Origin of the sequence: Cytobacillus sp. FSL W8-0315 (genome assembly GCF_038002905.1) — a bacterium.
In the GTDB taxonomy this organism is placed as follows: Bacteria; Bacillota; Bacilli; order Bacillales; family Cytobacillaceae; genus Cytobacillus; species Cytobacillus pseudoceanisediminis.
In genome coordinates this window covers 4,474,986-4,499,715 of sequence record NZ_JBBOOC010000001.1, presented here as the reverse complement: position 1 = coordinate 4,499,715, position 24,730 = coordinate 4,474,986, and the positions used below count along the sequence as shown (strand labels likewise).

29 protein-coding genes are annotated in these 24,730 nt (G+C 39.6%); 21 read left to right on the top strand and 8 right to left on the bottom strand.

Features of this window, described 5'->3' with window-relative positions:
- The first annotated feature begins 33 nt into the window (after positions 1-33).
- Positions 34-1,239 carry a putative glycoside hydrolase gene (locus MKY20_RS23070; RefSeq protein WP_251174401.1) on the top strand — a complete coding sequence of 402 codons (1,206 nt, stop codon included), beginning with the start codon at positions 34-36 and terminating at the stop codon, positions 1,237-1,239.
- A 115-nt stretch (positions 1,240-1,354) separates the two neighbouring features.
- Here the strand turns inward: MKY20_RS23070 and MKY20_RS23065 are convergent, their stop codons facing one another.
- Positions 1,355-1,543 carry a hypothetical protein gene (locus MKY20_RS23065; RefSeq protein ID WP_009331206.1) on the bottom strand — a complete coding sequence of 63 codons (189 nt, stop codon included), beginning with the start codon at positions 1,541-1,543 and terminating at the stop codon, positions 1,355-1,357.
- A 248-nt stretch (positions 1,544-1,791) separates the two neighbouring features.
- Here MKY20_RS23065 and MKY20_RS23060 point away from each other — a divergent pair, with 248 nt between their 5' ends.
- The 5 genes from MKY20_RS23060 to pepF all read left to right on the top strand — a co-directional run bounded on the left by MKY20_RS23060 (position 1,792) and on the right by pepF (position 7,632).
- A complete protein-coding gene (locus MKY20_RS23060) occupies positions 1,792-2,367 on the top strand; it encodes a GNAT family N-acetyltransferase (protein WP_009331205.1) in 576 nt (191 codons plus the stop codon).
- 474 nt (positions 2,368-2,841) lie between these two features.
- Positions 2,842-3,237, top strand: a complete 396-nt coding sequence (spxA, locus tag MKY20_RS23055) for a transcriptional regulator SpxA (RefSeq protein WP_009331204.1) — start codon at positions 2,842-2,844, stop codon at positions 3,235-3,237.
- A 415-nt stretch (positions 3,238-3,652) separates the two neighbouring features.
- Positions 3,653-4,315, top strand: coding sequence for an adaptor protein MecA (gene mecA, locus MKY20_RS23050; protein ID WP_009331203.1), 663 nt, complete (start codon positions 3,653-3,655; stop codon positions 4,313-4,315).
- A gap of 187 nt (positions 4,316-4,502) precedes the next feature.
- Positions 4,503-5,693 (top strand): competence protein CoiA, encoded by a 1,191-nt coding sequence (locus tag MKY20_RS23045; RefSeq protein WP_251174400.1) that lies wholly within the window; start codon positions 4,503-4,505, stop codon positions 5,691-5,693.
- 121 nt (positions 5,694-5,814) lie between these two features.
- Positions 5,815-7,632, top strand: coding sequence for an oligoendopeptidase F (gene pepF, locus MKY20_RS23040; RefSeq protein ID WP_009331201.1), 1,818 nt, complete (start codon positions 5,815-5,817; stop codon positions 7,630-7,632).
- Between the two features lie 102 nt (positions 7,633-7,734).
- Here the strand turns inward: pepF and MKY20_RS23035 are convergent, their stop codons facing one another.
- The 5 genes from MKY20_RS23035 to MKY20_RS23015 all read right to left on the bottom strand — a co-directional run bounded on the left by MKY20_RS23035 (position 7,735) and on the right by MKY20_RS23015 (position 11,212).
- Complete coding sequence (locus MKY20_RS23035; protein WP_019381491.1) at positions 7,735-7,908, bottom strand: hypothetical protein; 174 nt, start codon at positions 7,906-7,908, stop codon at positions 7,735-7,737.
- Positions 7,909-8,208: 300 nt separating this feature from the next.
- On the bottom strand, positions 8,209-9,084 hold the full coding sequence (locus tag MKY20_RS23030; protein ID WP_019381492.1) for a ClpXP adapter SpxH family protein: 876 nt from the start codon (positions 9,082-9,084) through the stop codon (positions 8,209-8,211).
- The gene (locus tag MKY20_RS23025) at positions 9,081-9,485 is read right to left on the bottom strand and encodes a globin domain-containing protein (protein WP_009331199.1); all 405 of its coding nucleotides are present in this window, start codon (positions 9,483-9,485) and stop codon (positions 9,081-9,083) included. Before MKY20_RS23025 ends, MKY20_RS23030 begins: the two co-directional genes overlap by 4 nt.
- 462 nt (positions 9,486-9,947) lie before the next feature.
- On the bottom strand, positions 9,948-10,589 hold the full coding sequence (locus MKY20_RS23020) for a lytic transglycosylase domain-containing protein (protein ID WP_009331198.1): 642 nt from the start codon (positions 10,587-10,589) through the stop codon (positions 9,948-9,950).
- Positions 10,590-10,621: 32 nt separating this feature from the next.
- A complete protein-coding gene (locus MKY20_RS23015) occupies positions 10,622-11,212 on the bottom strand; it encodes a CYTH domain-containing protein (RefSeq protein ID WP_009331197.1) in 591 nt (196 codons plus the stop codon).
- A 223-nt stretch (positions 11,213-11,435) separates the two neighbouring features.
- On the opposite strand from MKY20_RS23015, the gene MKY20_RS23010 reads away from it, so the two are divergent.
- The 4 genes from MKY20_RS23010 to MKY20_RS22995 all read left to right on the top strand — a co-directional run bounded on the left by MKY20_RS23010 (position 11,436) and on the right by MKY20_RS22995 (position 14,342).
- Positions 11,436-11,801, top strand: coding sequence for a UPF0738 family protein (locus tag MKY20_RS23010; protein ID WP_009331196.1), 366 nt, complete (start codon positions 11,436-11,438; stop codon positions 11,799-11,801).
- Between the two features lie 120 nt (positions 11,802-11,921).
- Entirely contained in the window at positions 11,922-12,560 is a 639-nt protein-coding gene (locus MKY20_RS23005) for a GTP pyrophosphokinase (protein WP_009331195.1), read from the top strand.
- A 25-nt stretch (positions 12,561-12,585) separates the two neighbouring features.
- Positions 12,586-13,380, top strand: coding sequence for an NAD kinase (locus tag MKY20_RS23000; RefSeq protein ID WP_009331194.1), 795 nt, complete (start codon positions 12,586-12,588; stop codon positions 13,378-13,380).
- A gap of 77 nt (positions 13,381-13,457) precedes the next feature.
- The gene (locus tag MKY20_RS22995; protein WP_217027903.1) at positions 13,458-14,342 is read left to right on the top strand and encodes an RluA family pseudouridine synthase; all 885 of its coding nucleotides are present in this window, start codon (positions 13,458-13,460) and stop codon (positions 14,340-14,342) included.
- A gap of 26 nt (positions 14,343-14,368) precedes the next feature.
- On the opposite strand, the gene prpE is transcribed toward MKY20_RS22995, so the two are convergent.
- Positions 14,369-15,103 (bottom strand): bis(5'-nucleosyl)-tetraphosphatase PrpE, encoded by a 735-nt coding sequence (gene prpE, locus MKY20_RS22990; RefSeq protein ID WP_251174399.1) that lies wholly within the window; start codon positions 15,101-15,103, stop codon positions 14,369-14,371.
- 386 nt (positions 15,104-15,489) lie between these two features.
- Between prpE and mgtE the strand changes: the two genes are divergently transcribed.
- The 4 genes from mgtE (at position 15,490) to MKY20_RS22970 (ending at position 20,308) form a co-directional block, all read left to right on the top strand.
- Positions 15,490-16,869 (top strand): magnesium transporter, encoded by a 1,380-nt coding sequence (gene mgtE / locus MKY20_RS22985; RefSeq protein ID WP_019381496.1) that lies wholly within the window; start codon positions 15,490-15,492, stop codon positions 16,867-16,869.
- Positions 16,870-16,881: 12 nt separating this feature from the next.
- Positions 16,882-18,741 (top strand): monovalent cation:proton antiporter family protein, encoded by a 1,860-nt coding sequence (locus tag MKY20_RS22980; RefSeq protein ID WP_217030000.1) that lies wholly within the window; start codon positions 16,882-16,884, stop codon positions 18,739-18,741.
- 137 nt (positions 18,742-18,878) lie between these two features.
- Positions 18,879-19,649 (top strand): enoyl-ACP reductase FabI, encoded by a 771-nt coding sequence (fabI, locus tag MKY20_RS22975; RefSeq protein WP_019381498.1) that lies wholly within the window; start codon positions 18,879-18,881, stop codon positions 19,647-19,649.
- Positions 19,650-19,765: 116 nt separating this feature from the next.
- A complete protein-coding gene (locus MKY20_RS22970; RefSeq protein ID WP_009331185.1) occupies positions 19,766-20,308 on the top strand; it encodes a CotO family spore coat protein in 543 nt (180 codons plus the stop codon).
- Between the two features lie 65 nt (positions 20,309-20,373).
- Here the strand turns inward: MKY20_RS22970 and MKY20_RS22965 are convergent, their stop codons facing one another.
- Positions 20,374-20,877: a CotY/CotZ family spore coat protein gene (locus MKY20_RS22965; RefSeq protein ID WP_009331183.1), complete on the bottom strand. Its 504-nt coding sequence runs from the start codon at positions 20,875-20,877 to the stop codon at positions 20,374-20,376.
- 131 nt (positions 20,878-21,008) lie between these two features.
- Here MKY20_RS22965 and MKY20_RS22960 point away from each other — a divergent pair, with 131 nt between their 5' ends.
- The 7 genes from MKY20_RS22960 to MKY20_RS22930 all read left to right on the top strand — a co-directional run bounded on the left by MKY20_RS22960 (position 21,009) and on the right by MKY20_RS22930 (position 24,724).
- Positions 21,009-21,362, top strand: a complete 354-nt coding sequence (locus MKY20_RS22960; protein ID WP_071156859.1) for a DUF1360 domain-containing protein — start codon at positions 21,009-21,011, stop codon at positions 21,360-21,362.
- 336 nt (positions 21,363-21,698) lie between these two features.
- The gene (locus MKY20_RS22955; protein ID WP_009331180.1) at positions 21,699-22,169 is read left to right on the top strand and encodes a YhcN/YlaJ family sporulation lipoprotein; all 471 of its coding nucleotides are present in this window, start codon (positions 21,699-21,701) and stop codon (positions 22,167-22,169) included.
- 15 nt (positions 22,170-22,184) lie between these two features.
- Positions 22,185-22,655 carry a stage V sporulation protein AC gene (gene spoVAC / locus MKY20_RS22950; RefSeq protein WP_009331179.1) on the top strand — a complete coding sequence of 157 codons (471 nt, stop codon included), beginning with the start codon at positions 22,185-22,187 and terminating at the stop codon, positions 22,653-22,655.
- The gene (spoVAD, locus tag MKY20_RS22945) at positions 22,655-23,668 is read left to right on the top strand and encodes a stage V sporulation protein AD (RefSeq protein WP_217030005.1); all 1,014 of its coding nucleotides are present in this window, start codon (positions 22,655-22,657) and stop codon (positions 23,666-23,668) included. Before spoVAC ends, spoVAD begins: the two co-directional genes overlap by 1 nt.
- Positions 23,669-23,696: 28 nt before the next feature.
- The gene (gene spoVAE, locus MKY20_RS22940) at positions 23,697-24,053 is read left to right on the top strand and encodes a stage V sporulation protein AE (protein ID WP_009331177.1); all 357 of its coding nucleotides are present in this window, start codon (positions 23,697-23,699) and stop codon (positions 24,051-24,053) included.
- Positions 24,054-24,211: 158 nt separating this feature from the next.
- A complete protein-coding gene (locus tag MKY20_RS22935; RefSeq protein WP_019381501.1) occupies positions 24,212-24,325 on the top strand; it encodes a YjcZ family sporulation protein in 114 nt (37 codons plus the stop codon).
- A gap of 144 nt (positions 24,326-24,469) precedes the next feature.
- On the top strand, positions 24,470-24,724 hold the full coding sequence (locus MKY20_RS22930) for a stage VI sporulation protein F (RefSeq protein ID WP_009331176.1): 255 nt from the start codon (positions 24,470-24,472) through the stop codon (positions 24,722-24,724).
- Positions 24,725-24,730: the final 6 nt, after the last annotated feature.

Below are 24,730 nucleotides of genomic sequence, written 5' to 3'. Positions count from 1 at the left end.
AAGCAGAACTTAAATAAAGGGGGCATCACACATTTGAAAAAGCCAGTACATTTAGCTGCTGCCTTAATGTTAGTATCAGGTCTATTCATTTCTGTCCAGCCGGGGGAGGCAAAAGAACAGGAACACCAGGAACCAGGCCGAAACCCGCAAAGGGAACATGTTTCGCTTGTAAAGGCATTGCCAGAAAAAATAAGCCGATTCCAATTTGATTCCGGCTATCATTTTCAATATCCTGATGCTGTTAGAGGGGTATATGTCACCGGACATTCTGCAGGCGGCACAAAGTTTAATACCTTGGTAAAATTGATGGAAGATACCGATTTGAATGCGATGGTAATCGATATTAAGGATGATTGGGGAAATCTTACTTATATTCCTGAAGACAGTTCACCATATAAAGAGATTGGAAAACCTTACATAAAGGATACAAAAAAAATCATGAAAGTCATGGAAGAGAAGCAAATTTATCCGATTGCCCGGGTAGTTGTTTTCAAAGATTCTGTCCTTGCAAATAAAAAGCCGGAATGGTCTTATAAAGAAGGAAATACAGTATGGAAGAATGGCAGAGGTGAATCATTTGTAAATCCATTTTTAAAAGAAGTTTGGGATTACAATGTGGGAATTGCAATTGAAGCTGCAAAAATGGGATTTCAGGAAATTCAATTTGATTATGTCCGGTTTCCTGAAGGCTTTGAACACCGCGACAGCTCTTTGAAATACAGTATGGGTGAATATGAAGATCTTAAGATTGAAAATGTTCAAAAGCGTGTAAGCGCGGTTACAGACTTTGTTGAGTATGCAAGGAAGCAGCTTGAGCCATATGGAGTAAAGGTATCAGTTGATATTTTTGGCTACACGGCTACCCTTCCTGAAGCTCCGGGAATTGGTCAGAATTTTTCTAAAATCTCAGAACATGTAGACGTAATTTCTTCTATGATTTATCCAAGCCACTGGACTTCCTATTTCGGAATTGCCAAACCAGATCTGGAACCTTATAAGCTGGTTTCTGAATATGCAAAACTTGAGAATAGGAAGTTGGAAGAGTTGGATAGTCCACCTGTTTCAAGACCGTGGCTGCAGGATTTTACTGCTTCATATTTAGGAGCCGGAAATTATAAGAAGTATGGAAGGGCCGAGGTTGAAGCTCAAATAAAGGCACTGAACGAACAGGGAATTAATGAATTCCTTTTATGGAATGCGGGTAATTCGTATACACCAAAAGTGGATTATACACCATAAAAGCCAGAAAGAGGCCGATTTTTTTGGCCTCCTTCTGGCTTTGTTTATCAATTAATTAAGTTACATATCATTTGACACCAATCTTGAATACGGTATCATAGTATAGAGGCATAGGTTACCGCTTTTTCTTTCCGCCTACGCTTTTCCATCCAGTCTGCACCCTTGCAGATTGATCCACGAATTCGGATTTATTTTTACCGCCAAATACCTTTTCTCCAATACCATTAGTTAGTACACCTAATAAGGCAGTAAATCCAATTATGAGCAGCGCAACAATTGTTAAATCAGTTATGTAACCAACCATGATAAACCTCCATCTTTCTTTTCACAGTTTCCTGTGATTAGTGTATAAACATCCCTAATCTTATTTTATTCGAAATTTTCCAGTATTAAAAGGGGTAATTCCACAAATACTTTATCTGATTGGAAATAGTATATAAGGCTTAAACTTAGAAGTGAGTGGAAAGGAAAGCTGGGAGCTTATCATGCTGGAATAAATATTCATGCTCTATTAACGGTTTATCGTTTGTGAGCAAAAAAAGGAGAAGATCCATGCATTGGTATGAAAAACTGAATCAATATTTCCCTATTGAAGAAATGAAATCCAGAGAACACATGGAAACCTTATTAAAGGAACGGTCAGACATTTATCATAAAGACGAAGGTCCATACCATGTTCTTATGTATGTGGAACTGGATAACTTTGTGTTTATTGATTATTTGTTTGTTTCGAAGGAATCCAGAGGACAGGGACTTGGCCATAAATTACTTCAAAAGCTGAAGGATAAAGGCAAGCCGATCATTTTGGAAGTTGAGCCGGTTGATTATGAAGACACGGATACAGAAAAGCGCCTTCGGTTCTATAAAAGAGAAGGGTTTGAGCATGCGCAATCAATTGGATACAGCCGCCGGTCTCTTGCAACCAATGAAATCAATTCAATGGAAATTCTATATTGGTCTCCTGAGAATGAAAGTGAAGAAATGATTTATGAAGCCATGAAGAAAACATATGAAATGATACACACATACAGAGATGCACATTTCTATGGGAAGTCCTATCAGCCTGTAGAAGAGGTCCTGACCTTTGAGGAAAATAAAAATGGGACGGATGTATTGGAGGATCTTTAAGAATTGGGAAAACACAGCCATTTTTGTAAATGGCTGTGTTTTCATTTTCATTTATTAATTGAGAAAATAATATTATCTATTTTAGGTTTAATCAAAATTCATATGGGTAAATATAGAATAATTTAGTATAAATAAAAGAATTTAATACATAAAATTCCCTTGAGCTAAATGCTTAAGAAGCTTTATGGAAGAAATTATAGCAAAAATAATATAAAAAAATGAAACTTTTTGCTTGTTCATTCGTCTTATTAAGTAGATTCTAATTCTTAATCCATTTGTTTAATAAATGTTTAATACTTTTATCATATTTATAAAAAGTTATACCAAATAGATATTGTTTGGTGTATAATAAATAATATAAATTCCTTGATTAAAGTAATTTTAATCTAGAAGACTCTAGAAATATTTGATTAAACAAATATAAATCTCAGATTGTTTCATATATGTCTAATTTAAGGAGTGTGAATTTGTAAAATGGTCACATTATACACTTCACCAAGTTGTACATCTTGCAGGAAAGCTAAGTCATGGTTAGAAGAACATGAGATTGCCTATAAAGAAAGAAATATCTTTTCAGAACCGCTATCAATTGATGAAATTAAAGAAATTCTGCGCATGACTGAAGATGGAACCGATGAAATTATTTCTACTCGCTCAAAGACATTTCAAAAGCTTGATGTAAACCTTGAATCAATGCCTCTCCAAGACTTATTTGAGTTGATCAAGGAAAACCCTGGGCTGCTTCGCCGTCCGATCATTCTTGATGAAAAACGTTTGCAGGTTGGATATAATGAAGACGAAATAAGACGTTTCCTTCCAAGAAAAGTTCGGACCTACCAGTTGCGAGAAGCACAGCGCATGGTTAACTAAAACTGGTTTGATTTAAAACTGAACATCAGCTCAAGACCAGATTGTTAATGAACAAACTCACTCAATTATACTTATAATTAAGAGGCCTTCTTTCTGTTAACAGAAGAAGGTCTTTTTGTCTGTTATGTGAAAAAGAACAAGGAAAATGGATATAATAAGAGAATATATAGTTACAGTCAGATTAGATAAGAATGAAACCTTGCGACAATATAGGCATTTAACGGTTTTTCTAAACATACGACTTTTTAATTCCCTTTATGCTCAATTTGTCATAAAATAAAAGTACAAGGTACAAAATACAGTTTACCTTCAATTAAATCGGGGATTAACCAATTGGTTTACGGGTAAATGGATAACACATGACTGCTGGGGGTATTTAGTCCCTTCAATCATAGCCAGAAGGGAGAGTTGCTGCATGGAAATCGAACGTATTAATGATCATACAGTTAAATTTTATATTTCTTATCTTGATATAGAAGAAAGAGGCTTTGACCGTGAAGAGATTTGGTACAATCGTGAGCGGAGTGAGGAACTCTTTTGGGAAATGATGGATGAAGTCCATCAGGAGGAAGAATTTCTTGTTGAAGGACCTTTATGGATTCAGGTTCAGGCATTGGATAAGGGTCTGGAGGTTCTTGTAACAAAGGCCCAGCTTTCAAAGGATGGTCAGAAGTTTGAACTTCCTGTCCCGGATGAAAAAGTGAAAGATTTGCCTGTGGATGAACATATTGAGGAAATGCTCGATCATCATTTCCGTAAATCCGATGAAGATGAGCCTGGATATGAAGGCGATCTTGAGTTCTTATTATCATTTAAAGATTTTGAAGACGTTATTTCATTATCAAAGCGGTCAATTCTTGATTCCATTACTACAAAGTTATATTCCTTTGAGGGGAAGTATTATTTATTCGCAGAGTTCCCTGAAGAGCTTTTTGAAGAGGATGACATAGATAATATGCTAAGCATTCTTCTGGAGTACGGGCACGAAACGAGCACAACTATTCACCGTGTAATGGAGTACGGTAAATTGATTATAGAAAATGATGTTTTTGAAAATCTTAGAAAACACTTTAAATAGTAAAGCAAAGCCGATTTCATTTTTGAAATCGGCTTTAATTTGTTTAAGCGTTCGTGTCTGACACTGTTTTATTGCAGCGATGAACATAGGCATTTGGCTGCACAAAAAATCTCAAAAAGAATTTCAGGGTTATAAAGGAATTTAGCAATTTAATAAAGAACATTTAGCATAGAAAGGAGATGATCATTTGTTAGTTGCTGCAACAGAGAAAGGGATTCAAATAAGTCTTTTAGGTTCACAGAGTATCCCGGATTTACAACAGTATAGGGAAAAGCACACTTTTTTTTGCCCAGAATGCAAAGAGGAAGTAATTATGAAGATCGGTAATAAGAGAATCCCGCATTTTAGCCACAAAAAGGGTTCTGAATGTCCAGAAAGCTATGAAAGGGAGTCTGAATACCATATTTCTGGAAAGCTGCTTTTGTTTCAATGGCTAAAGAAAAAAGGGTTAGATCCAATTCTGGAGCCATACTATCCGGACATTTGCCAGCGGCCAGATATAGGTGTCCATTATGAAGGTGTAAATTATGCTCTTGAATATCAATGTTCAATCATCTCAGAGGAGTTATTTAAAAAACGGTCAGAAGCATATTTTCAGACAGGTATAGTTCCAATATGGATACTTGCAGGAAAAAATATTAAGCGCATTGGGAAAACAAAAATTTCTTTATCTGGCTTCCAGTACTTTTTTCTTCGGCAAACCCCTTCTGGCAAATGGGTAATCCCTTCATTTTGCCCCAATACAAATTCCTTTATCAATGTCAGCCAAATCCATCCCCTAACTGTCAGAAATGCCTATGCGCATTACGATGTGAAAACAATCTTCCATGCTGATCCAGATTTTTTATTTGATCCGTATTTTAAAAATGAATTTAACATAAGTGAATGGAAAAAGGAAATTCGAAAAGTAAAGAATTTCCTGGCTCAAAGTAGCAGTGCTTATAAAAATATCTTTCTTCAGGATTTATACTCCCGCTCAATTGCTCCTGCTTCACTCCCACCTGAAATCGGCCTTCCTGTCCGTCATTCTCCTTTTATAGAGACGCCGCCCATACAGTGGCAAACCTACTTGTACATGGATGTCATCGGCAAAGAAAGACCTTTTTCTCATGATCGGATGGTTGCAGCCTTTCGCAATAGGGTAAAGAATAATGATATTAGGGTCAGGTCTATTCCACTCATTCAAACCGGATCCGAAGTCTTGGCAGTTAAAGAATATCTGGATATCCTTATTAACCTCAACATTGTTAAACAGACAGGAAACGGTCTATATAAAAGAACTGCGTCATGTGGAGAGCCTGATAATTGCTTCTGTCTTCTCCAAAGAGAGGAGGATTTTTATAGGAGTATCACGCAAAGCACTTTGCAGGTCAATTAATGAAAATGATCTATTTAACATAAAATAATCTAAGATTTGCACATTCGCTATTTGAAAAGAAGGAATTTGTTTCTTGAAAGAGAAGATAGTGTAATGGGACTTTTGAATGGAGGATGAATGAATGGCTAATGAGACTACTGTGAAGAAACTGCCGGCAAGGAATGAGATTTCACCAGAAGATACCTGGCGTTTGGAGGATATTTTTCCTTCTGATGAAGATTGGGACAAGGAATATAATGAAGTGCAAAAGCTAATCCCTAATGCAGGCAAGTATCAAGGCAGGCTTGGGGAAAGTGCTGAAACATTATATGAAGCGCTGCAGTTTCAGGATCATATACTCTCGCGCCTTGGGAAGCTTTATACATATGCCCATATGCGTTATGACCAGGATACAACAAACTCATTTTATCAGAGCATGGATGACAAAATTAAAAATTTATATTCAGAAGCTGCAAGTGTTCTCGCGTATATTGTACCTGAATTGCTTGCTGAGGATGAAGCGAAGATTGCAGGTTTTTTAGAGGAAAAAACGGAGCTGCAATTATATAAGCACTCCCTTGAGGAAATTAATCTCCAAAGGCCTCATGTATTATCTGCTGAGCAGGAATCCCTCCTTGCCCAGGCTTCCGAGGTGCTTGGGGCTTCAAGCAATACATTTGGCATGCTGAATAATGCTGATTTGGAGTTTCCGTCCATTAAGGATGAAAATGGCGAAGATGTTGAAATTACTCATGGAAGATTCATCCGTTTTCTCGAAAGTGATGAGCAGCGTGTCCGTCATGATGCATTCAAAGCGGTATATGAGACTTATGGGAAGTTCCGCAATACTTTCGCAAGCACTCTAAGCGGAAATATTAAAAAGGATAATTTCAATGCAAAGATCCGCAATTATGAATCTGCACGACATGCTGCTCTTGCTGCGAACAATATTCCTGAAAGTGTTTATGAAAATTTAGTCAATACCATTAACGATAACCTGCACTTACTTCACCGATATGTCAAACTCCGTAAAAAGGTTCTTGGGGTCGAGGAGCTTCATATGTATGATCTTTACACTCCTTTGGTGAAGGAAGTAAAAATGGAAATCCCATACAAAGAAGCAAAAGATCTAATCTTAAAAGGACTGAAGCCGCTTGGTGGGGACTACTTAAATATTCTAAAAGAGGGCTTTGAAAATCGCTGGGTAGATGTTCATGAGAATAAGGGCAAAAGAAGCGGTGCCTATTCATCGGGAACATATGGCACAAATCCATATATACTGATGAACTGGCAGGACAATGTAAACAATCTATTTACCCTTGCTCACGAGTTTGGGCATTCTGTTCACAGCTATTACACAAGAAAATATCAGCCATATCCATATGGAAATTATTCAATTTTTGTTGCAGAGGTTGCATCCACATGTAATGAAGCCCTCTTAAATGATTATCTGCTCAAAACAATAGATGATGATAAGAAGCGTTTGTATCTTCTGAATCATTATCTTGAAGGCTTTAGGGGAACTGTTTTCCGCCAGACAATGTTTGCAGAGTTTGAACATCTCATCCATAAAAAGGCGCAAAACAATGAAGCTTTAACCGCAGATTCATTGACAAAAGAATATTATGAGCTCAATAAGAAGTATTTTGGGGAAGAAGACATCGTTATTGATGAAGAAATCGGCCTGGAATGGTCCAGAATCCCGCATTTCTACTATAATTATTATGTTTATCAGTATGCAACAGGCTTCAGTGCGGCAACTGCATTAAGCAAGCAAATTCTTCAGGAAGGTCAGCCTGCAGTTGACAGATACATTGAATTCCTGAAATCCGGCAGCTCAGATTATCCAATAGAGGTGCTTAAGAAAGCTGGTGTTGATATGACGAGCAGCAAGCCGATTGAAGATGCCTGCAAAGTATTTGAGGAAAAGCTTAACGAAATGGAAAGCTTGCTTTCTTAAGCGAAAGTGCCTTGCCCCAGGCACCTCGAGGGGCAGGCTGCGTGCTAAGAAGCAGTTCATAAAAAGGTGCCAGGCGTTTGTCTGGCACCTTTTAAGTATTGTTCAAAATCCCTTAAATCGCCTTCGGTCATTCAAATATAAAAATAGAATCAGGAGAGAAATAAAAAGAATAGGTGAAGTGATGAAAATGGGGATAAGCTTCATCAATCCGAAAATATTTAAAATAAAGGAGAGCAAGATGAGCATCAGCATCAATAATACAGGCAGTTTTTTCATATTGCATTCTCCTCCTTGGCAAGATTTCATCCCTATTATTTTATGCGGTTGTCCAGACAGTCATGACTTGATTTTGACAATATTGTGAAATAAGGCACAAACTTATTGTCATTTTCTGTTACCTCATGATATATTACAGATGTGAAGTTAATCACATACAAACATTTACCCCTTTTGTTTGTGACGTGAAAAATTTCTCCCATCCCCTTTGTTCGTATAAAACCCGAAAAAGCCGTGCGTATGAAATGCATGGTTTTTTCATTGAAAAAAATAAAGCTGTGCATTTTGCACAGCTTTACATTACCCTGAATATCTCCAGAAATTACCGTATTTTGCAGGTACATATTCAGCTATTTGCTTTAGCTGAAGCTTTTTCATTTCCCTGTTCACTTCGCTGTCTGACATATTATATACAACGGAGATTTCCTTGCTGGCCACTAGCTTAAAGTATTTTAAGAAATATTCCAGTGGCGGCAAAGCAGCACGCTCAGGTTTAGCAGGAAGCATTTCCTCCAAAATCTGTTCATAAATTTCATAGGGATAATAACCGGTGACTTTGATGCCTTCATCTTCTATATTTTCATTAAAAAAGACAAGAGTGGGTATTTCTTGAACATCCATTTCAGAAGTGATTTTTAAATCACATTGGAAAGCCTTTGCTGCACTATCTGAATGAATATCAGAAACAAATTCTACGACATCCAGGCCGACTTCCTTAGCACAATCCTTTAATACTTCAAAATTAGACACATTCTGCTTTTCAAGAAATAAGACCTCCTGAAGCTTGCGTAAAAATCTGATGCCTGCTTTTCTCCCTTGCAATTCAGCGGCTTTAATGGCAACTGAAGCAAGGTGTGGAGAAGAAATCGGATTTTCGAACCAGACGTTCCCGTCACAGGACATTCCAGAGCGGCTTGCTGTTTTCTCCCACAAATCAGCAATGTTTTCGTAGTTTTGCCTTTTACCCATATTTAACGTTGCCAGCCTGCCGCTTAATACGTGCTTTATGGAAAAATAGCGGCCATATTCAATCAGGAGCTTTTTTAAAATTGGCTCCAAAGCCCAGCATTCTGGGCAAAGGGGATCAACAAACATATAGACTTCTATTGGCTTTTTTTCACTGCCGTGGCAATGTGGAGATGTAAGCTTGTTTGCATTCGATTCTGGCTTATTCACGAGCTTTCACCTTTCACGCCGTTTTCAGGTGTATTGATCATATGCTGGGCTGTGAGCACAAGCCTTGCAAAAAAGTCTTCTCTCAAGCGCCCATCCAGCCTAATTTCGTCCATTGCTTCATTCATGCATGAAAGCCAGGCCTTTGCCCGCGTTTCCGTTATGGGAAAAGGCATGTGCCGAGCACGAAGCATCGGATGTCCGTGTTCTGAAGTATATAAAGGAGGTCCCCCTAAATACTGGGTCATAAACTGCTTTTGTATTCTGGCTGTCTCTGTCAGGTCATCTGGAAAAATAGGAACGAGATCAGGATGTTGTCCTACGCGCCGGTAAAAAGCGTCAATTAGCTGGTGAAGCTTTTCCTCACCAATAGCGTCGAAGGGAGTGTGCATTTTCTCGGCCATATTTAAAACTCCTTTTATGAGTTAATTCGTTTGAAAAAAAACTTCCTATTTAATATTGAGTGATGTGATCTCTTTATATTCTATCAATGAGGGATTTATATCTCAAACAAATAGCTTACTGAGCCCTTTCGCCCGCTCTTTGATTCTTTTTTTAAAAGAATATGTATAAATTCTCAAGCAGATAACTGTCTGGAGCAATCAGCCTGCCACCTCGAGGTGAGGCACCCAGGATGGGGGTCATGCAGACGTTGCCACAGGACAGGTAAGCTGTGGCAGCGATAATCGTATGACTGAAAGCAGTAGCTTTTGGCAGGACGTGGCGTTCTTAGTCTGCGTTCCTTCATGGGCAAGGCGCTTGCGCTTTTCTTATAGTATGGATTAAGCACATGCCGTCAATCCGAAACATTCACAGAAAAGGATATGAAAAAGCCGCCCGGTAAATTCGGGCGGCGGAAATTAGCCTTAAGCCATAAAGGAAGAGGTCACTTTCTTTATGTAATTCAGTGTTTCTCTAAAAGGGGGGACTCCCCCGTATTTATCTACATTTCCAGGTCCGGCATTATAGGCAGCCAGTGCAAGTTCAACATTTTCACCATACCTGTCCATCATTTGCCGTAAATATTTGACTCCGGCAAAAATGTTCTCTTCAGGGTCGAAGATATTTTCAACGCCAAGCCCCTTGGCTGTATCGGGCATCAGCTGCATAAGCCCGGAAGCACCTGCATGACTGACTGCATTCGGATTAAAATTTGATTCCTGTTTAATGACTGACTTAATCAGGTTAACAGGTACATTAAACAAATCTGAGGCTTTTTGAATCAAATCATCAAAATCACTTTTGGAAGTTTCGGCAAATTTGGTTAGTTTAAGGGGTGGAAGAGCTGCAGCTGCAAGGGTATCTGTTTGTAAAGAACTAATATAAGGTTCCAGAGACGCAATTGCTCCTAGTCCTCCTGTGACTTGATGTGATGAACCGGGACTTTCCGTAACTAACCCGGCCAATAGCTCTTGAAACAGAGGGTTTGAAGTATTCGTTTGTGTAGAACTATTAAAACCTTGCAGTGCCTGCAGCTCCATTAATATTTTTAACTGATTTACGTTCATTGTATTGCTCCTTGGCAAAAGGTGTACTTCTGTTAATCCTTTTGCTGTCTGTATTTTTCGTTATAAAACCTCTTAATTTTATTTTCGGTCTTCCTGACAGGAATGTTAAGCTGTTTGAGCAAATTAAGAAATGTCAATTCACCTTCATTCCTGTTATCCACTTCATATTCTAACTCAAAATCTTCCTTATTTAAATATCGGCTGTGATCAAGAACAGCCAATCCTTTCATGTATTCCTTTTCGGCACGTTTTGTTGCGAGAGTGCCAAAGTATTGAAGTTTATCTGTCTCTATGCCCAGCTCTTTTATGGATCTTATTATCAGCTCAGCCGGGATTTTCCCAGTCCGGATCATCTCTGCAGCTTCGGACTCAGTAAGATTCTCATTGGTTTCCAATAGCCCTTCAGGGTGAGGCTGTTTAAGAGTCAATTCAAATGAGCCGTTTTTCTCCCTAATCCTTAAGGCACTTCCTTTAGCCTTCAATAAAAAATCCGGTGTATCGAAGTAATGATTCTCCTGTTCGGAAAAATCCTCGCTTCTTATATTAAAAAAATCTATTAATGAGGAAAATTCTTCTCTGTTGACCATGTTTTTAAATTCAATTTCAATATTTTTGTTAGACAAGCCACTACACCTCAGCTATAAGTAATTTCCTGTATTATCTCCTTAATCAGCATGGACTTCAATCTTTGAAGTTTTTTTTATTATTGTGATAAAGTCATCAGGGGAGTTTGCATGTTTAACTGAACTTTCGGGGTGCAGGACTGTGGGCAGTGAAAATTGAATCAGGGGTTTTACTGTCCATAAAATCTGCGATAGAATAGGTAGTGACAATGGAGGTAGAAAAATGAAACAGAAACTTACAGTTGTAAATGCAGAATGGATTGAAAATGAATTAATTTTAGGGATAGAAGCTGGAACAGTCTCAGGCTTAACTGCCATGCAGCAAATATTGGCTGATTCCGACAACCTTTCATTTATTTACATAGCAGAACAAAATGATGATTATACATATATATCGCTTCCGGAAATAGTCTGGCCGGAACTAAAAAAGGCACTGGATGGCCAGATGCGTGTATTTGCTTCAGATCGTAATCATGCTCGCATTGAACTGGCAGGCTTTCATGAGGAATTAGGAGATTTAGTAGAAAATATCCGTGGGAACAGCAATTATGGAAATGAAATGGTAGAAAAAGTAGAGAACTTATTTTAATTAAATGTTTCAATAACGAAAAACTTGGATAAAGAGATAGGCTGTGTTGCCCCCTCTCGAAGTCGGGGGTGAACGAGGCGCTTGCGCTTTTCTAACTTCGGATATTTGGTGGTGTTGCAGGTGAAGCATTGGGATTTATTTTTGGCGCCATATAAACAGGCCGTCGAAGAATTAAAAATAAAGCTAAAAGGCATGAGAAGCCAATTTGAAATGGATTCTACTCATTCCCCGATTGAATTTGTTACTGGGAGGGTAAAGCCTATTGCAAGCATTCTTGATAAGGCAAACCAAAAAGGCATTCCTCTCGACAAATTGGAATCTGAAATGCAGGATATTGCCGGTGTTAGAATGATGTGCCAATTTGTAGATGATATTAAGAGAGTGGTTGAACTATTAAGACAAAGAAATGATTTTGAAATAGTTGAAGAAAGAGATTACATATCTCATAAAAAAGCAAGCGGTTACCGCTCTTACCATGTCGTGATCCGATATCCTGTTCAGACAATAAAAGGAGAGAAGAAAATCCTGGCAGAGATTCAAATTAGAACGCTTGCCATGAATTTCTGGGCCACGGTTGAACATTCCTTAAATTATAAATATAAGGGCCAATTCCCTGAAGATATCCAGATGAGGCTCCAGAGAGCGGCAGAGGCTGCTTTCAGGCTTGATGAAGAAATGTCACTCATTCGCGGTGAGATTCAGGATGCCCAGGCATTCTTTACAAGGAAAAAGGAAAAACAGCAAAAGGGAGAAAACTAACGTATAAAAGAGGAGCTTGGATAAGATGAAATTTGCCATTACCTCAAAAGGAGATTCAAAATCTAATACACTCATGCACAAAATGAGAACCTATTTATTGGACTTCGAGCTTACATATGATGAAGAAGAGCCTGATATAGTCATATCGGTAGGCGGGGATGGCACCTTGCTTTATGCCTTTCACCGATACAGCAGCCGTCTGGACAAGACCGCGTTTGTGGGTATACATACAGGGCATCTCGGGTTTTATGCAGACTGGGTTCCGGAGGAAATCGAAAAGCTTGTCATTGCAATTGCCAAAACCCCGTATCAGGTGATTGAATATCCGCTCCTGGAAGTGATTATCCGCTACCAGCATGGAGGCAAAGAAACCCGTTATCTTGCATTGAATGAATCGACAGTCAAAGCGGTGGAAGGTACATTAGTAATGGATGTGGAAATACGCGGCCAGCATTTTGAACGGTTCCGGGGAGATGGTCTTTGTGTTTCTACTCCATCAGGTAGTACAGCTTATAATAAGGCGCTGGGGGGTGCCATTCTGCATCCTTCCTTGCCTGCCATCCAGCTTGCTGAAATGGCTTCCATTAATAACAAGGTATTCCGTACAGTGGGCTCTCCGCTCGTACTGCCGGCACACCATACATGCATGCTGAAGCCTGTGAATGAGCCGGATTTTCAAATTACTATTGATCATTTGACTCTTCTTCATAAAGATGTAAAATCAATACAATTCAGAGTGGCGGATGAAAAAATCCGTTTTGCCAGGTTCAGGCCATTCCCATTCTGGAAAAGGGTTCACGATTCCTTTGTTGCTGATTGAAAAAGAAACCCTGCACTATTTAGAATCGCTTATTTTAATAAGCCCGTTACTTCTAACAGAACAGGAGCCTATAGCTCATGGAGCGTTTTGAATTACAATGGAAAATTACTGCCCCGCAGGCGGGCTCGTTAATCAGGGGATTTTTAAAAGAAAATGATATTTCAAAAACTGCACTCACTGACATAAAATTTGCCGGGGGCTTCATTAAAGTGAACAATCAGGAAGTCAATGTCCGCTATGAGCTAAAGGAAGGAGATATTCTTCAGGTTGGTTTCCCTGAAGAAGTTCCCAGTAAAGGTATGAAGGGGGAAGACTTGCCCATTGATATTCTTTACGAAGATGCTTATCTTCTTATAGTAAATAAACCGGCAGGTGTGAGTACCATTCCTTCCAGAGAACATCCTTCGGGAAGTTTGGCTAATCGGCTGATTGGATACTATCAGCGAATAGGCTTAAAGTCTGCTGCGCATATCGTGACTCGACTCGATCGAGATACCTCTGGCTTGGTTTTAATTGCGAAACACAGGCACGTGCATCATTTGTTTAGCCAGCAGCAGCGCTTCCGTAAAATCCAGCGGACGTATGAAGCCTTTGCAGAAGGGACAATCAGCCGGGATGCGGGTACTATAGAACAGCCGATTGCGAGAAAAAAAGACAGTATTATTGAGCGGGAAGTTAGTGAGGCAGGACAATATGCATGTACTCATTATCAGGTAATCAGCCGGCGCAAAGAATTTACACATGTAAAATTAAAGCTTGAAACTGGCAGAACTCATCAGATCAGAGTCCATTTGGCATGGCTTGGTTATCCTCTTGCAGGTGATGAATTGTATGGAGGCACAAGACAGTTAATCAGGAGGCAGGCACTGCACTGCTGCAGCCTTTCCTTCTATCATCCCTTTCTGCACAGAACCCTCATGTTTGAACAGGAGCTCCCAGAAGATATGAATTGTCTATTGTAAAAGCCGGCATTTGCCGGCTTTTTGGATTAAATCTTCCTAAACTTCTCTTCTGCATAAGGCATGCCTGATTGGACAGACATTAATTCCATTTCCGGATATCTAATTGCAGTTAATTTATTTCCAAAAACAGCACCTGTATCAATATTATAGGTGTTATTGATTTTCCTGACTTCCTTTACAGGAGTATGCCCATAGACGACCGCTGGCTTACCCTCATACAGTTTAGCCCAATCCCGTCTCACGGGGGTCCCGTCAGGATTTTTTTCTCCAGTTATATCTCCATAAAGAACAAAGGTTTTAACTTTGGATGAATGCTTCCCAATGTAGCTTTCCTTAATTCCAGCATGGGCGATTACCAGTTTATTGTTGTCAAGTACATGGTATAGCGGTGCGCTTTCATATAATTCCATAAATTTACGTTTAATTTCCATCTGTGATTGCGGGTCCAGCCGCTCGTATTCAGCTGCTGTGGTTTCCAGGCCATGTGTAATTTGAACTTTATTCCCTAGAAAGTAGCGGTATAGTTTATTGCAATGATTGCCCGGGACATAGTACGCCAGGTCATTTGCGGCAAGGTTATATACTGCGTCGATGACTGCCAGAGATTCTGGTCCTCTGTCTGTTAAGTCTCCAACAAAGGCGAGTTTTCTATTACTAGGGTGGACAGGAAATCCCCTCTTCCAACTATAGCCCATTTTCAAAGTCAGTTCTTTAAATTCAGCAAAGCAGCCGTGAATATCACCAATAATATCAAGTCTCATATATAGGCTCCTTTAATAGTTCTACTGTTATGATATCAATTTTCATAATATTTATCATGACGTTTATTTTCAGCCTGCAGAGAAAGCTTTAACGGTTTTAAGTTTAAGGAATGGGAAAATTAAAATTATGAAAAGTACATAACCGTTCATTTGAAGTTATGAATGTTCAGAGACGACAAAAAAACAAAGATTTGCTAGTATAGTGAAGTACGTTTTCCTGTGACGTTTTTTAACGGGCAAGAAGCTCGTGGTTCGTGTTTAACAAAAATACCGCTGGCAATATCAGTTCCACAGCAAGAATGAAATTGTTCCCATTTATCTCAGGTCCCTATGCTGGGGATGAATTTCAGAAGGATGATTTCATTGTATGAGAGGAGGTAATCTCTATGGAAGATCACACAGTGGAAAGGACAGATTCCCACATCAATACCAGCCTTTTAATCCAATCTTTACAAAATGAAGAAATTGATATCTTCAGGAATGAATTTCTTGATATGCACCCTTATGATCAGGCTTCATTTTTTAAAGATCTGGATGAGGAAATCCGGGCGAAAATTTATCTTTATCTCTCTCCGGAAGAAATGGCAGCTCTATTTGAAAATCTGGAGATTGAGGAAGAAGATTATAAAGATGTCCTTGCTGAGATGAACCCCCACTATGCGGCGGATATGCTTTCAGAAATGTATGCCGATGATGCGGTTGATGTTTTAAATGAACTGGATAAAGACCAGGTTGTCAGCTATTTGACAATTATGGATGATGAATCGGCAAAAGAAATTAAGGATTTGCTTCATTACGAAGAATATACAGCAGGAAGTATCATGACGACGGAATTTGTCTCACTGTCAGCCAATCAGACGGTTCGTTCTGCTATGTATATCCTGAAAAATGAAGCGCCAAGAGCGGAAACCATTTATTATGTGTACGTTGTAAATGACGAAAAAAAACTTATTGGCGTTATTTCATTGAGGGATTTAATAGTAAGTGATGATGATACGATGATTTCGGAAATTACAAATGACAGGGTAGTTTCCGTATCAGTTGGCGAAGATCAGGAAGAAGTCGCAAGAAAAATTAAGGACTATAACTTCCTCGCCGTACCTGTTGTGGATTTTCAAAACCATTTGCTGGGTATTATTACAGTTGATGATGTCATGGATGTCATGGAAGAAGAAGCATCTGATGATTATTCCAAATTGGCTGCTGTATCGGATATGGATCATATTGACAGGAATCCAGTTTCTGCAGCGCGTAAACGGCTCCCCTGGCTTATCATCCTGCTGTTTTTGGGTATGTTAACTGCAAGCCTTATCGGAAGATTTGAGGATACCCTGGATAAGGTTGCCATTCTGGCTGTTTTCATTCCTCTTATTGCAGGGATGGCAGGAAATACAGGGACTCAGGCATTGGCTGTTGCTGTCCGGGGTATTGCTACAGGTGACCTGGAGAAAGAAAATAAGTGGAAACTGGTGATAAGGGAAGCCGGGACTGGGTTAATTAATGGCGGAATTTGCGGCGTTCTTGTAACTTTCATTGTTTACTTCTGGAAAGGGAATTTCTTTCTTGGTGTTTTAGTTGGCGTTTCAATTTTGTTTACGTTGATAGTAGCCACCCTTGCCGGTGCGCTGATCCCATTGCTAATGCACAGGATGAAAATTGACCCGGCTGTAGCCTCAGGTCCATTTATTACAACTATTAATGATCTAATCAGTATTTTAATTTATTTTGGAATGGCGACATTATTTATGAGCTACTTAACAGGTTAAGGGGGTTATTTTATGGAACATGGAGCATCGGTAGCTTCGCTGGTCATTGTGATATTGGCTGCTTTTATCACGCCCATTTTGCTGCACCGGCTGAAAATTAATTTCATCCCTGTAGTGGTGGCAGAGATTCTTATAGGTTTGATTATCGGTAAAAGCGGCTTTGATATCGTGCATGAGGATATGTGGCTGGAAACTCTTTCGACTCTTGGATTTATATTTCTAATGTTCTTGAGCGGTCTGGAAATTGACTTTACAGCTTTCTCTTCGGCAAAGAAGAGAGTAAAGCTCCCAAGCGGGAAGCTTGAGCCAAACTCTTTTGCTGTGTCTTCTATTGTATTTATAGGAATATTTTTGGTTTCATTAGGCCTATCGTATTTATTTGTCTGGGCAGGATTCATTGATAATGCCTTTTTAATGACATTAATTATTTCGACCATTTCTCTGGGAGTAGTGGTTCCAACACTTAAGGAAGCCCATTTAATGAAAACAGGCATAGGCCAAATCATTCTGCTGATTGCCGTTATTGCTGATTTGGCTACGATGATTCTTCTGGCTGTGTTTGTTTCTTTAAATGACACAGGCGGAGGGAATACCTGGCTGCTTCTCGTCCTATTTGGCGTAGGAGTACTGCTGTATTTCCTAGGCAGAAGGTTCAAAAACCTTAATTTTCTTGAAGCGATGTCTACTGGGACTGTTCAGATTGGAACAAGAGCAGTATTTGCACTGATCATTTTCCTGGTGGCGTTATCAGAAACAGTTGGGGCAGAGAATATATTAGGTGCTTTCCTGGCCGGAGTGCTCGTATCATTGCTGGCGCCAAATCAGGAAATGATCCATAAACTGGATTCCTTTGGATATGGATTCCTCATCCCTATTTTCTTTGTGATGGTAGGGGTGGATCTCGACGTATGGACATTGTTTGGAGATCCTAAATTGCTAATGCTTATTCCATTGCTGCTGATTGCACTGCTGCTTTCAAAACTTTTACCAATCTATATTTTAAAAAGATGGTATGACATTAAAACTGTTATTGCTTCAGGGTTTTTATTAACGTCAACTCTTTCCCTTGTTATTGCTGCAGCAACTATTGGTGAAAGAATGGATGTCATTACCGCCGAAATGAGCGGAACCTTGATTTTAGTCGCTGTCATAACGAGTATATTTACTCCTGTGGTCTTTAAAAAGCTATTCCCTATGGAAGCGGCCGAAGAGAAAAAGCTAAAAGTATCGTTCATTGGTGCTAATCAAATGACGATGCCGATCTATAATGAACTTAAATCATCCCTTTACGAACCAGCTTTGTATCATAAAAAGCAGGAAAAGGCGGAAAAGCAGATAGCTGATTCTTTGTTTGATATCATTGAAGTTGATGAATTTGATATTGAAAATTTTGAAGGTACAGAAGCAGTTGAGTCAGATATTGTAGTAATCTCGACAGGGGATGAAGAGACAAATGCCACATTATCTATTGCTTTTAAAGAAAAAGGAGTGGATCGTGTCATTTGCCGGATGGAAAGCCCTGATATGGAAGAAACATTACGGGAACATGATATTGAGCTGTTTTCAACCATTCTTTCGTCTAAGGCGCTGCTTCGTGCTTTAATCGAATCACCAAGTGTGGTAAACATTTTAACGAACCAGGAAACAGCTTTATACGAGATCCGATTAAAGAATGAGCAGTTTGAAGGCATGATGCTTCGGCGATTCCCGTTTACAGGGGATGTAATATTCGTACGTATATTTAGAGGAAAGGATTCTATTGTTCCGCACGGGGATACTGAACTGCATGTTAATGACCGGCTGATTGTTACGGGATCTAAGGAGTACGTTGATGAATTAAAAAGGGAACTTGAATTTTGTGAATGGTGTTAGGGCTCTCCGGCATCTTTCTTGCCGAAAAAGTTCTGCTTTAATAGCAGGATTTTTTCGGCTTTTCTTTTCAGGTAAATTGATGTACAATTAGTACTAGGTACTAATAACATGTAATAATAAATCAGGAGGATTTTAAAATGACTCTTTCACTAAATGGCAAAACATTCGTTGTAATGGGTGTGGCAAATAAAAGAAGTATTGCATGGGGAATTGCCAAATCCCTTCATGATGCTGGTGCCCGTTTAATTTTTACATATGCGGGAGAAAGACTTGAGAAAAGTGTGCGTGAACTGGCTGAATCATTGGAGGATGCACATTCATTAGTTCTTCCTTGTGATGTAACAAGTGATGAAGACATCGCGAAATGCTTTGGCACGATTAAGGAGGAAGCTGGTGTAATTCATGGAATTGCCCACTGCATCGCCTTTGCCCATAAAGAAGAACTTCAGGGAGAATATATGAACACCACAAGAGACGGGTTTCTTTTAGCTCACAATATCAGCTCTTATTCATTGACTGCCGTTGCCAAGGAAGCAAAAGGCTTAATGACAGAAGGCGGAAGCATTGTGACTCTCACATACCTTGGCGGTGAAAAGGTTGTGAAAAATTATAATGTTATGGGTGTAGCAAAAGCCTCCCTTGACGCAAGTGTCAAATATTTGGCAAACGACCTCGGTAAAGATGGAATTCGGGTCAATTCCATTTCAGCAGGTCCAATCAGGACTCTTTCTGCAAAAGGAATCAGCGAGTTCAATTCTATCCTGAAAGAAATTGAAGAACGGGCTCCTCTACGTAAAACAACAACACCGGAAGAAGTAGGGGATACAGCTTTATTCTTATTCAGCAGCCTGTCCCGAGGAATAACGGGTGAAAATATTCACGTAGATTCCGGTTATCATATTCTGTAATAGAAATTGCCTGCTCCAATGTGAGCGGGCTTTTTTTATTTCCATCAGAAACGAAAGCCCATCTTCTGCATACATATAATACGACGAACAATAAGATTAGCGGAGGTGGGCAAAAAATGGCTGAGAAAAAAGTGAAGGAACCATTATTTTATATACAGCAGCCGAGTTTTCAATTTCCAGAAACCAGGATGCAAACAGTCTACTCCAGCAGAAAAGCAGAGCTGGATCGTAAACTGGAACAAAAAGAAAGTGTACCGGAACCCGCAGACAAAATAAATGAACAGGCGATGCCCGAAGAAAAGAACGAAAATATGACCGAAATAAAGGTGAAGGAAGCTATTGAAGAATTCGAAGCAGGCAGGGAAGAGAAAAAAGAAAGTGCATCCTTTGCGTTTACGTCGGAAAAAAGAAAGCCGGCTTTCAATCGTGTAAAAAGCTTTAAGGAAATGGACACTCTTGAGCGCCTGGATTACTTAATTGATTTTCCTAAACAGCTTCCGCCTATACCCTGTATATTTGAAACCGGCGAGAAGGCAATAAGGGGATTTCTGGTTTCAAAAAATGAAGAATGGATCGAGATTAAGTTGTTCGATGATACAATTGAGCAATTAAATCTTCAATCTTTAAATACAGTTAAAATGATTGGACTAAGAAGGTAAAACTAAACTCTGGCGGAAATCGGCCAAAAAAATAGCCAGCCGAATGGTCGGCTGGCTGCATTTAATTAGTCTTCACAGATATCCAGGTCAACATCTGCAATACATTGAACAGCGCAGAAACATGTTAAATCAACGGTAACACAGTCATTTGTACTGCGGAAGTAGTCAACTTCGCAAACCTTTCTTAAGTCGATGCAGCAGTCATCTGCAAGGTTTACTGTCTTGTCAGGGCCTTCTTTTCTGTTAACCGGCTCCAGTACACGAAGCACCGCGCAGCAGTTATCGAATACTTCTTCTACTCTAAAAAAGATCGAAACACATGCACAGTCATTTCCTGTAAAGAATGCATGGAATGGTGAACCGTCCGCAGTTTTTAGTGTGAATACGCGTGTATCCGGACGCTTATGGCGCTTTCTGTTTGAAGGTGATATCGCTCCAAGCGGCTCCAGGAAACAGTTTGAAGGGCATTCGCACACATCTTCTGCGTTATCTTGAATATCTTTTATAGCACGAACTACTTCACATACACAGCTTTTGCCTTTGAAGTCGTCTTTTTTTCCACAACCCATTTTTGTTTTCCTCCTTGTTTGTTTCTTGTGGTCTACACTACTAACATATTGCCGAAGTGCCCTATGGGTTACGGACAAACGCCTTGTTTTTTGAAAAAATAGGCTATTTTTTTACATTGGAGGTGAAAAAAATGGACATAACACCTATGGAACTGCTGATTTTTGCTCTTGCAAGCTTCAGGCTGACCAGACTGATTGTATTTGATAAAATTACCGAGTTTTTGCGCAAGCCTTTTTTGGAAGAGGTTGAAGAAAAGGATGAAAACGGCGAAATTGAAGTTTTTTTGGTTGTGAAAGATGGAAAATTGCGAGGTTTCTTGGGAGAACTTTTAAGCTGTTACTGGTGTACTGGTGTGTGGAGTGCGGTTTTTTTATATTTGTTATATTACTTCTATGCATCATTGGCAGCTCCGGTGCTGCTGATTTTAGCAGTTGCCGGACTTGCAGCTATTATAGAATCTCTGGTGCAAAAATTAATTAATTAATTTGCTTATAGCTATTTGTTCCAGCATGTGGGCGTTTGTTTTACACAAGCTTTGAGGCTCAGCATAAATTAAAAAGAGGAAAATTATTGTTAATGGAGGGCCTCAATGATGTTAAAGAATCATAAGGATCAGCACGCGGAAAAAACACAGCCGGTCAGCAAGAAAAAGAAAAAGGGGTGCGGCTGCGGAAAAAAAACGAAGAAAGCTCAATAGCCGGAGGTCCCGGCTTTTTTTTATTGTTTTCTTCTGGGAAAAATAGGATGGGAAGTAATATTCATAAATCCAAAACTATTCGAGGACAATATAATTAAAGATTCTACATAGGAAGGGACTATTATGAAAAAACTTTTATCGTTTATTGCATTTTCACTGATCTTATTATCAGGCTGCAGCGGAGATGGAAAGGTGACAGAGAGCGACCTTGCGCTGCTCAAAACGACTAATCCCCCTGCTGTATTAATTGATAAAAATACAAAGGGAAATTTGGATTTAGTTGAAAACATTGAACATGACGTCGAAAAAATGAAAGAACTTTATGATGTTGCAGTGGTAAAGAGCAATGGGGATACTCTAGTTGCTTACAAAGTGAAGCATTTGCAGCGATTCCACATGAAAAAAATTGAAAAGAAAATGACAAAAATGCTTGAGGAGAAATACCCTGATGAGAACTTCATTGTTTCAAGCGATTATAAAATCTTTATTGAGGCAGTAGAGCTCCAGGAAAAAATGAAAGATCCCAATTTTACAGACAAAAAGGCTAAAAAGAAACTTGATAAAATCATAAAGCTTAAAAATGAAATGACATAGGAAGGGAGCAGCGGCATGAGTAAAAAAACAAAAACACCGGAACAGCAGCAATATGAGAAGCTTGAGCAAAAGCATGAGCTGAAGCGCCCAGTCCTGAAAAATTGCATTCGTGCTTTCTGGGTGGGAGGTCTCATCTGTGTTGTTGGACAGGCAATAACTTATTTTTATATCTACTTTTTTAACTTTACCGAACAGACAGCCGGAAATCCAACTGTTGCTACCATGATCTTTATCTCCATGCTGCTGACAGGTTTTGGCGTTTATGACCGTTTGGGCCAGTTCGGCGGAGCAGGCAGTGCAGTTCCTGTAACGGGATTTGGAAATGCTGTAATTTCAGCTGCTATTGAGCATCGAACGGAAGGCTTTGTCCTGGGTGTAGGGGGAAACATGTTCAAGCTTGCAGGGTCGGTTATTCTTTTTGGTGTGTTTTCGGCTTTCGTCGTGGCCCTAATTAAAACGCTATTAATTATTTGGGGGGTTATTTAATGCTAAAGGGAAAACAATCCTGGGTCTTTCAAAACCGTCCGGTAATTGCAGCTGCAGGTGTTTCCGGCGGGCCATTTGAGGCAAACGGCAATCTGTCAGAGGATTTTGATGTTCTGCATGATGATTTGTGGATGGGTGAAGACTCTTATGAGAAAGCACATCGGATCCTTTTGGAAGAGGCGGGACAGACTGCCTTAAATAAGGCAAATGTCCAAAAGGAGGATGTACAATTTTATATTGCCGGGGATTTAATCAATCAGATAACACCTTCAAGTTTAAGTGCAAGAACGATACAAATCCCATATTTCGGGGTTTTCGGAGCTTGTTCAACTTCAATGGAAGGACTTGCGCTGGCATCCTTCATTGTTAATTACCGTGGTGCTGATCACGTTTTGACAGGAGCTTCCAGCCATAATGCGGCTGTTGAAAAACAATTCAGATACCCGACAGAATACGGAGGCCAAAAGCCTCCAACAGCACAGTGGACAGTAACTGGTGCAGGTGCGGCACTGGTCTCAGCAAACGCAGCTGGTGCGAATTTGCCGGTTACCACTTCTGCTACAATCGGCAAAGTAATCGACATGGGTCTGACAGATCCTTTTAATATGGGAGGAGCTATGGCGCCGGCAGCAGCAGATACCATTACTGCACACTTCAAAGACATGCAGCTGGATCCATCTCATTACGATCTGATTGTCACAGGGGATCTTGGGAGAATAGGCCAGGAAACAGCTTATGAACTGCTCAAAAATAATGGATTGAACATAGATAGAGAGAAATTTAAAGATTGCGGATTAATGATTTATAAAGATGATCAGCCAGTCCAGTCTGGAGGAAGCGGCGCAGGGTGCTCGGCTGCTGTTTTGTACGGACACCTTTTGAATCAAATGAAACAAGGGACTTACAGAAGAATCCTTGTTGTCGCGACGGGCGCTTTATTATCACCATTGACATTCCAGCAGAGTGAAAGCATCCCCTGTATTGCACATGCAGTTTCAATCGAAATGACTTAAAGAGGATGTTAAAAGGAGGAATATTTGTATGCTGCCTATGTTTTTTTGGGCTTTTGTAATTGGAGGCCTATTTTGCGTATTTGGACAAATATTATTTGATGTTTTTAAGTTAACACCTGGCCATACATTAAGTCTTTTGGTTGTATTGGGAGCTGTTCTTGATGGTGTTGGCCTTTATGAACCGCTTGCGGACTTTGCGGGGGCCGGAGCGACAATCCCTATAACAAGCTTTGGCAATTCCCTCGTCCATGGAGCCCTTCAGGAAGCTGATCAGCACGGGCTTGTCGGCGTATTGACCGGAATGTTCGAAGTAACCAGCTCCGGTATTTCAGCTGCGATAATTTTCGGTTTTATCGGTGCACTAATTTTCAAGCCAAAAGGGTAAATGATATGGTAAATACACAAGAATGCCTTCAAGTTATTTAAAAACAAGCCTCTTATTTCAATCTGACTGAATAAACCAAGCCTGCCTTGGGAGCTTGCCCATACCCCTGCTTTATTTTCACATATGTTGTAGGAAGAAATCCAAGTGAGGTGAGAGGCATGGGCTATGGCTATGGAGGCTGCGGATATGGCGGGGGCTATGGGAATACGTTTGTTCTAATCGTCGTCCTATTCATTTTACTCATTATCGTCGGCGCAAGTTTCTACAATTAGATTCACAAAGGCTGACTCAGAACCGGCAACAGGTTTTGTGTTGGCTTTTTTGCGTATCAGTACATAAATTTTTAATACATTTCACGTTTTTCGCCCACCTTCATAAGATATAAAGGAGTAAATGAAGGAGCGTGATTGAGCAGGATGGATAACAACTTTTTTAAAAACCTTGAAAAGAAAACAGGCGTAAATATGAAGGATGTATTGGAACTGGCCGGCTCATTGCAGAATGCAAATTTTAAAGATGAAAAAACAGTACGAAATGTAATCAAAAGAGTTTCGCAAATTGCTAATAAACCCGTTTCCAAGGATATGGAAGATAAGATTGTGAAATCGATTGTTGCTGATGGAAAGCAGCTTGACTTTAATACAATTTCCCAGATGATGAATAAAAAATAACAGAAG

Excerpts from the sequence above, each read along its gene's own strand:
- MKY20_RS23065 (WP_009331206.1), bottom strand. The coding sequence starts at position 1,543 with ATGGTTGGTTACATAACTGATTTAACAATTGTTGCGCTGCTCATAATT.
- MKY20_RS23060 (WP_009331205.1), top strand. The coding sequence starts at position 1,792 with ATGCATTGGTATGAAAAACTGAATCAATATTTCCCTATTGAAGAAATG.
- spxA (WP_009331204.1), top strand. The coding sequence starts at position 2,842 with ATGGTCACATTATACACTTCACCAAGTTGTACATCTTGCAGGAAAGCT.
- mecA (WP_009331203.1), top strand. The coding sequence starts at position 3,653 with ATGGAAATCGAACGTATTAATGATCATACAGTTAAATTTTATATTTCT.
- pepF (WP_009331201.1), top strand. The coding sequence starts at position 5,815 with ATGGCTAATGAGACTACTGTGAAGAAACTGCCGGCAAGGAATGAGATT.
- MKY20_RS23035 (WP_019381491.1), bottom strand. The coding sequence starts at position 7,908 with ATGAAAAAACTGCCTGTATTATTGATGCTGATGCTCATCTTGCTCTCC.
- MKY20_RS23025 (WP_009331199.1), bottom strand. The coding sequence starts at position 9,485 with ATGGCCGAGAAAATGCACACTCCCTTCGACGCTATTGGTGAGGAAAAG.
- MKY20_RS23020 (WP_009331198.1), bottom strand. The coding sequence starts at position 10,589 with ATGAACGTAAATCAGTTAAAAATATTAATGGAGCTGCAGGCACTGCAA.
- MKY20_RS23010 (WP_009331196.1), top strand. The coding sequence starts at position 11,436 with ATGAAACAGAAACTTACAGTTGTAAATGCAGAATGGATTGAAAATGAA.
- MKY20_RS23000 (WP_009331194.1), top strand. The coding sequence starts at position 12,586 with ATGAAATTTGCCATTACCTCAAAAGGAGATTCAAAATCTAATACACTC.
- MKY20_RS22995 (WP_217027903.1), top strand. The coding sequence starts at position 13,458 with ATGGAGCGTTTTGAATTACAATGGAAAATTACTGCCCCGCAGGCGGGC.
- prpE (WP_251174399.1), bottom strand. The coding sequence starts at position 15,103 with ATGAGACTTGATATTATTGGTGATATTCACGGCTGCTTTGCTGAATTT.
- mgtE (WP_019381496.1), top strand. The coding sequence starts at position 15,490 with ATGGAAGATCACACAGTGGAAAGGACAGATTCCCACATCAATACCAGC.
- MKY20_RS22980 (WP_217030000.1), top strand. The coding sequence starts at position 16,882 with ATGGAACATGGAGCATCGGTAGCTTCGCTGGTCATTGTGATATTGGCT.
- fabI (WP_019381498.1), top strand. The coding sequence starts at position 18,879 with ATGACTCTTTCACTAAATGGCAAAACATTCGTTGTAATGGGTGTGGCA.
- MKY20_RS22970 (WP_009331185.1), top strand. The coding sequence starts at position 19,766 with ATGGCTGAGAAAAAAGTGAAGGAACCATTATTTTATATACAGCAGCCG.
- MKY20_RS22965 (WP_009331183.1), bottom strand. The coding sequence starts at position 20,877 with ATGGGTTGTGGAAAAAAAGACGACTTCAAAGGCAAAAGCTGTGTATGT.
- MKY20_RS22960 (WP_071156859.1), top strand. The coding sequence starts at position 21,009 with ATGGACATAACACCTATGGAACTGCTGATTTTTGCTCTTGCAAGCTTC.
- MKY20_RS22955 (WP_009331180.1), top strand. The coding sequence starts at position 21,699 with ATGAAAAAACTTTTATCGTTTATTGCATTTTCACTGATCTTATTATCA.
- spoVAC (WP_009331179.1), top strand. The coding sequence starts at position 22,185 with ATGAGTAAAAAAACAAAAACACCGGAACAGCAGCAATATGAGAAGCTT.
- spoVAD (WP_217030005.1), top strand. The coding sequence starts at position 22,655 with ATGCTAAAGGGAAAACAATCCTGGGTCTTTCAAAACCGTCCGGTAATT.
- spoVAE (WP_009331177.1), top strand. The coding sequence starts at position 23,697 with ATGCTGCCTATGTTTTTTTGGGCTTTTGTAATTGGAGGCCTATTTTGC.
- MKY20_RS22935 (WP_019381501.1), top strand. The coding sequence starts at position 24,212 with ATGGGCTATGGCTATGGAGGCTGCGGATATGGCGGGGGCTATGGGAAT.
- MKY20_RS22930 (WP_009331176.1), top strand. The coding sequence starts at position 24,470 with ATGGATAACAACTTTTTTAAAAACCTTGAAAAGAAAACAGGCGTAAAT.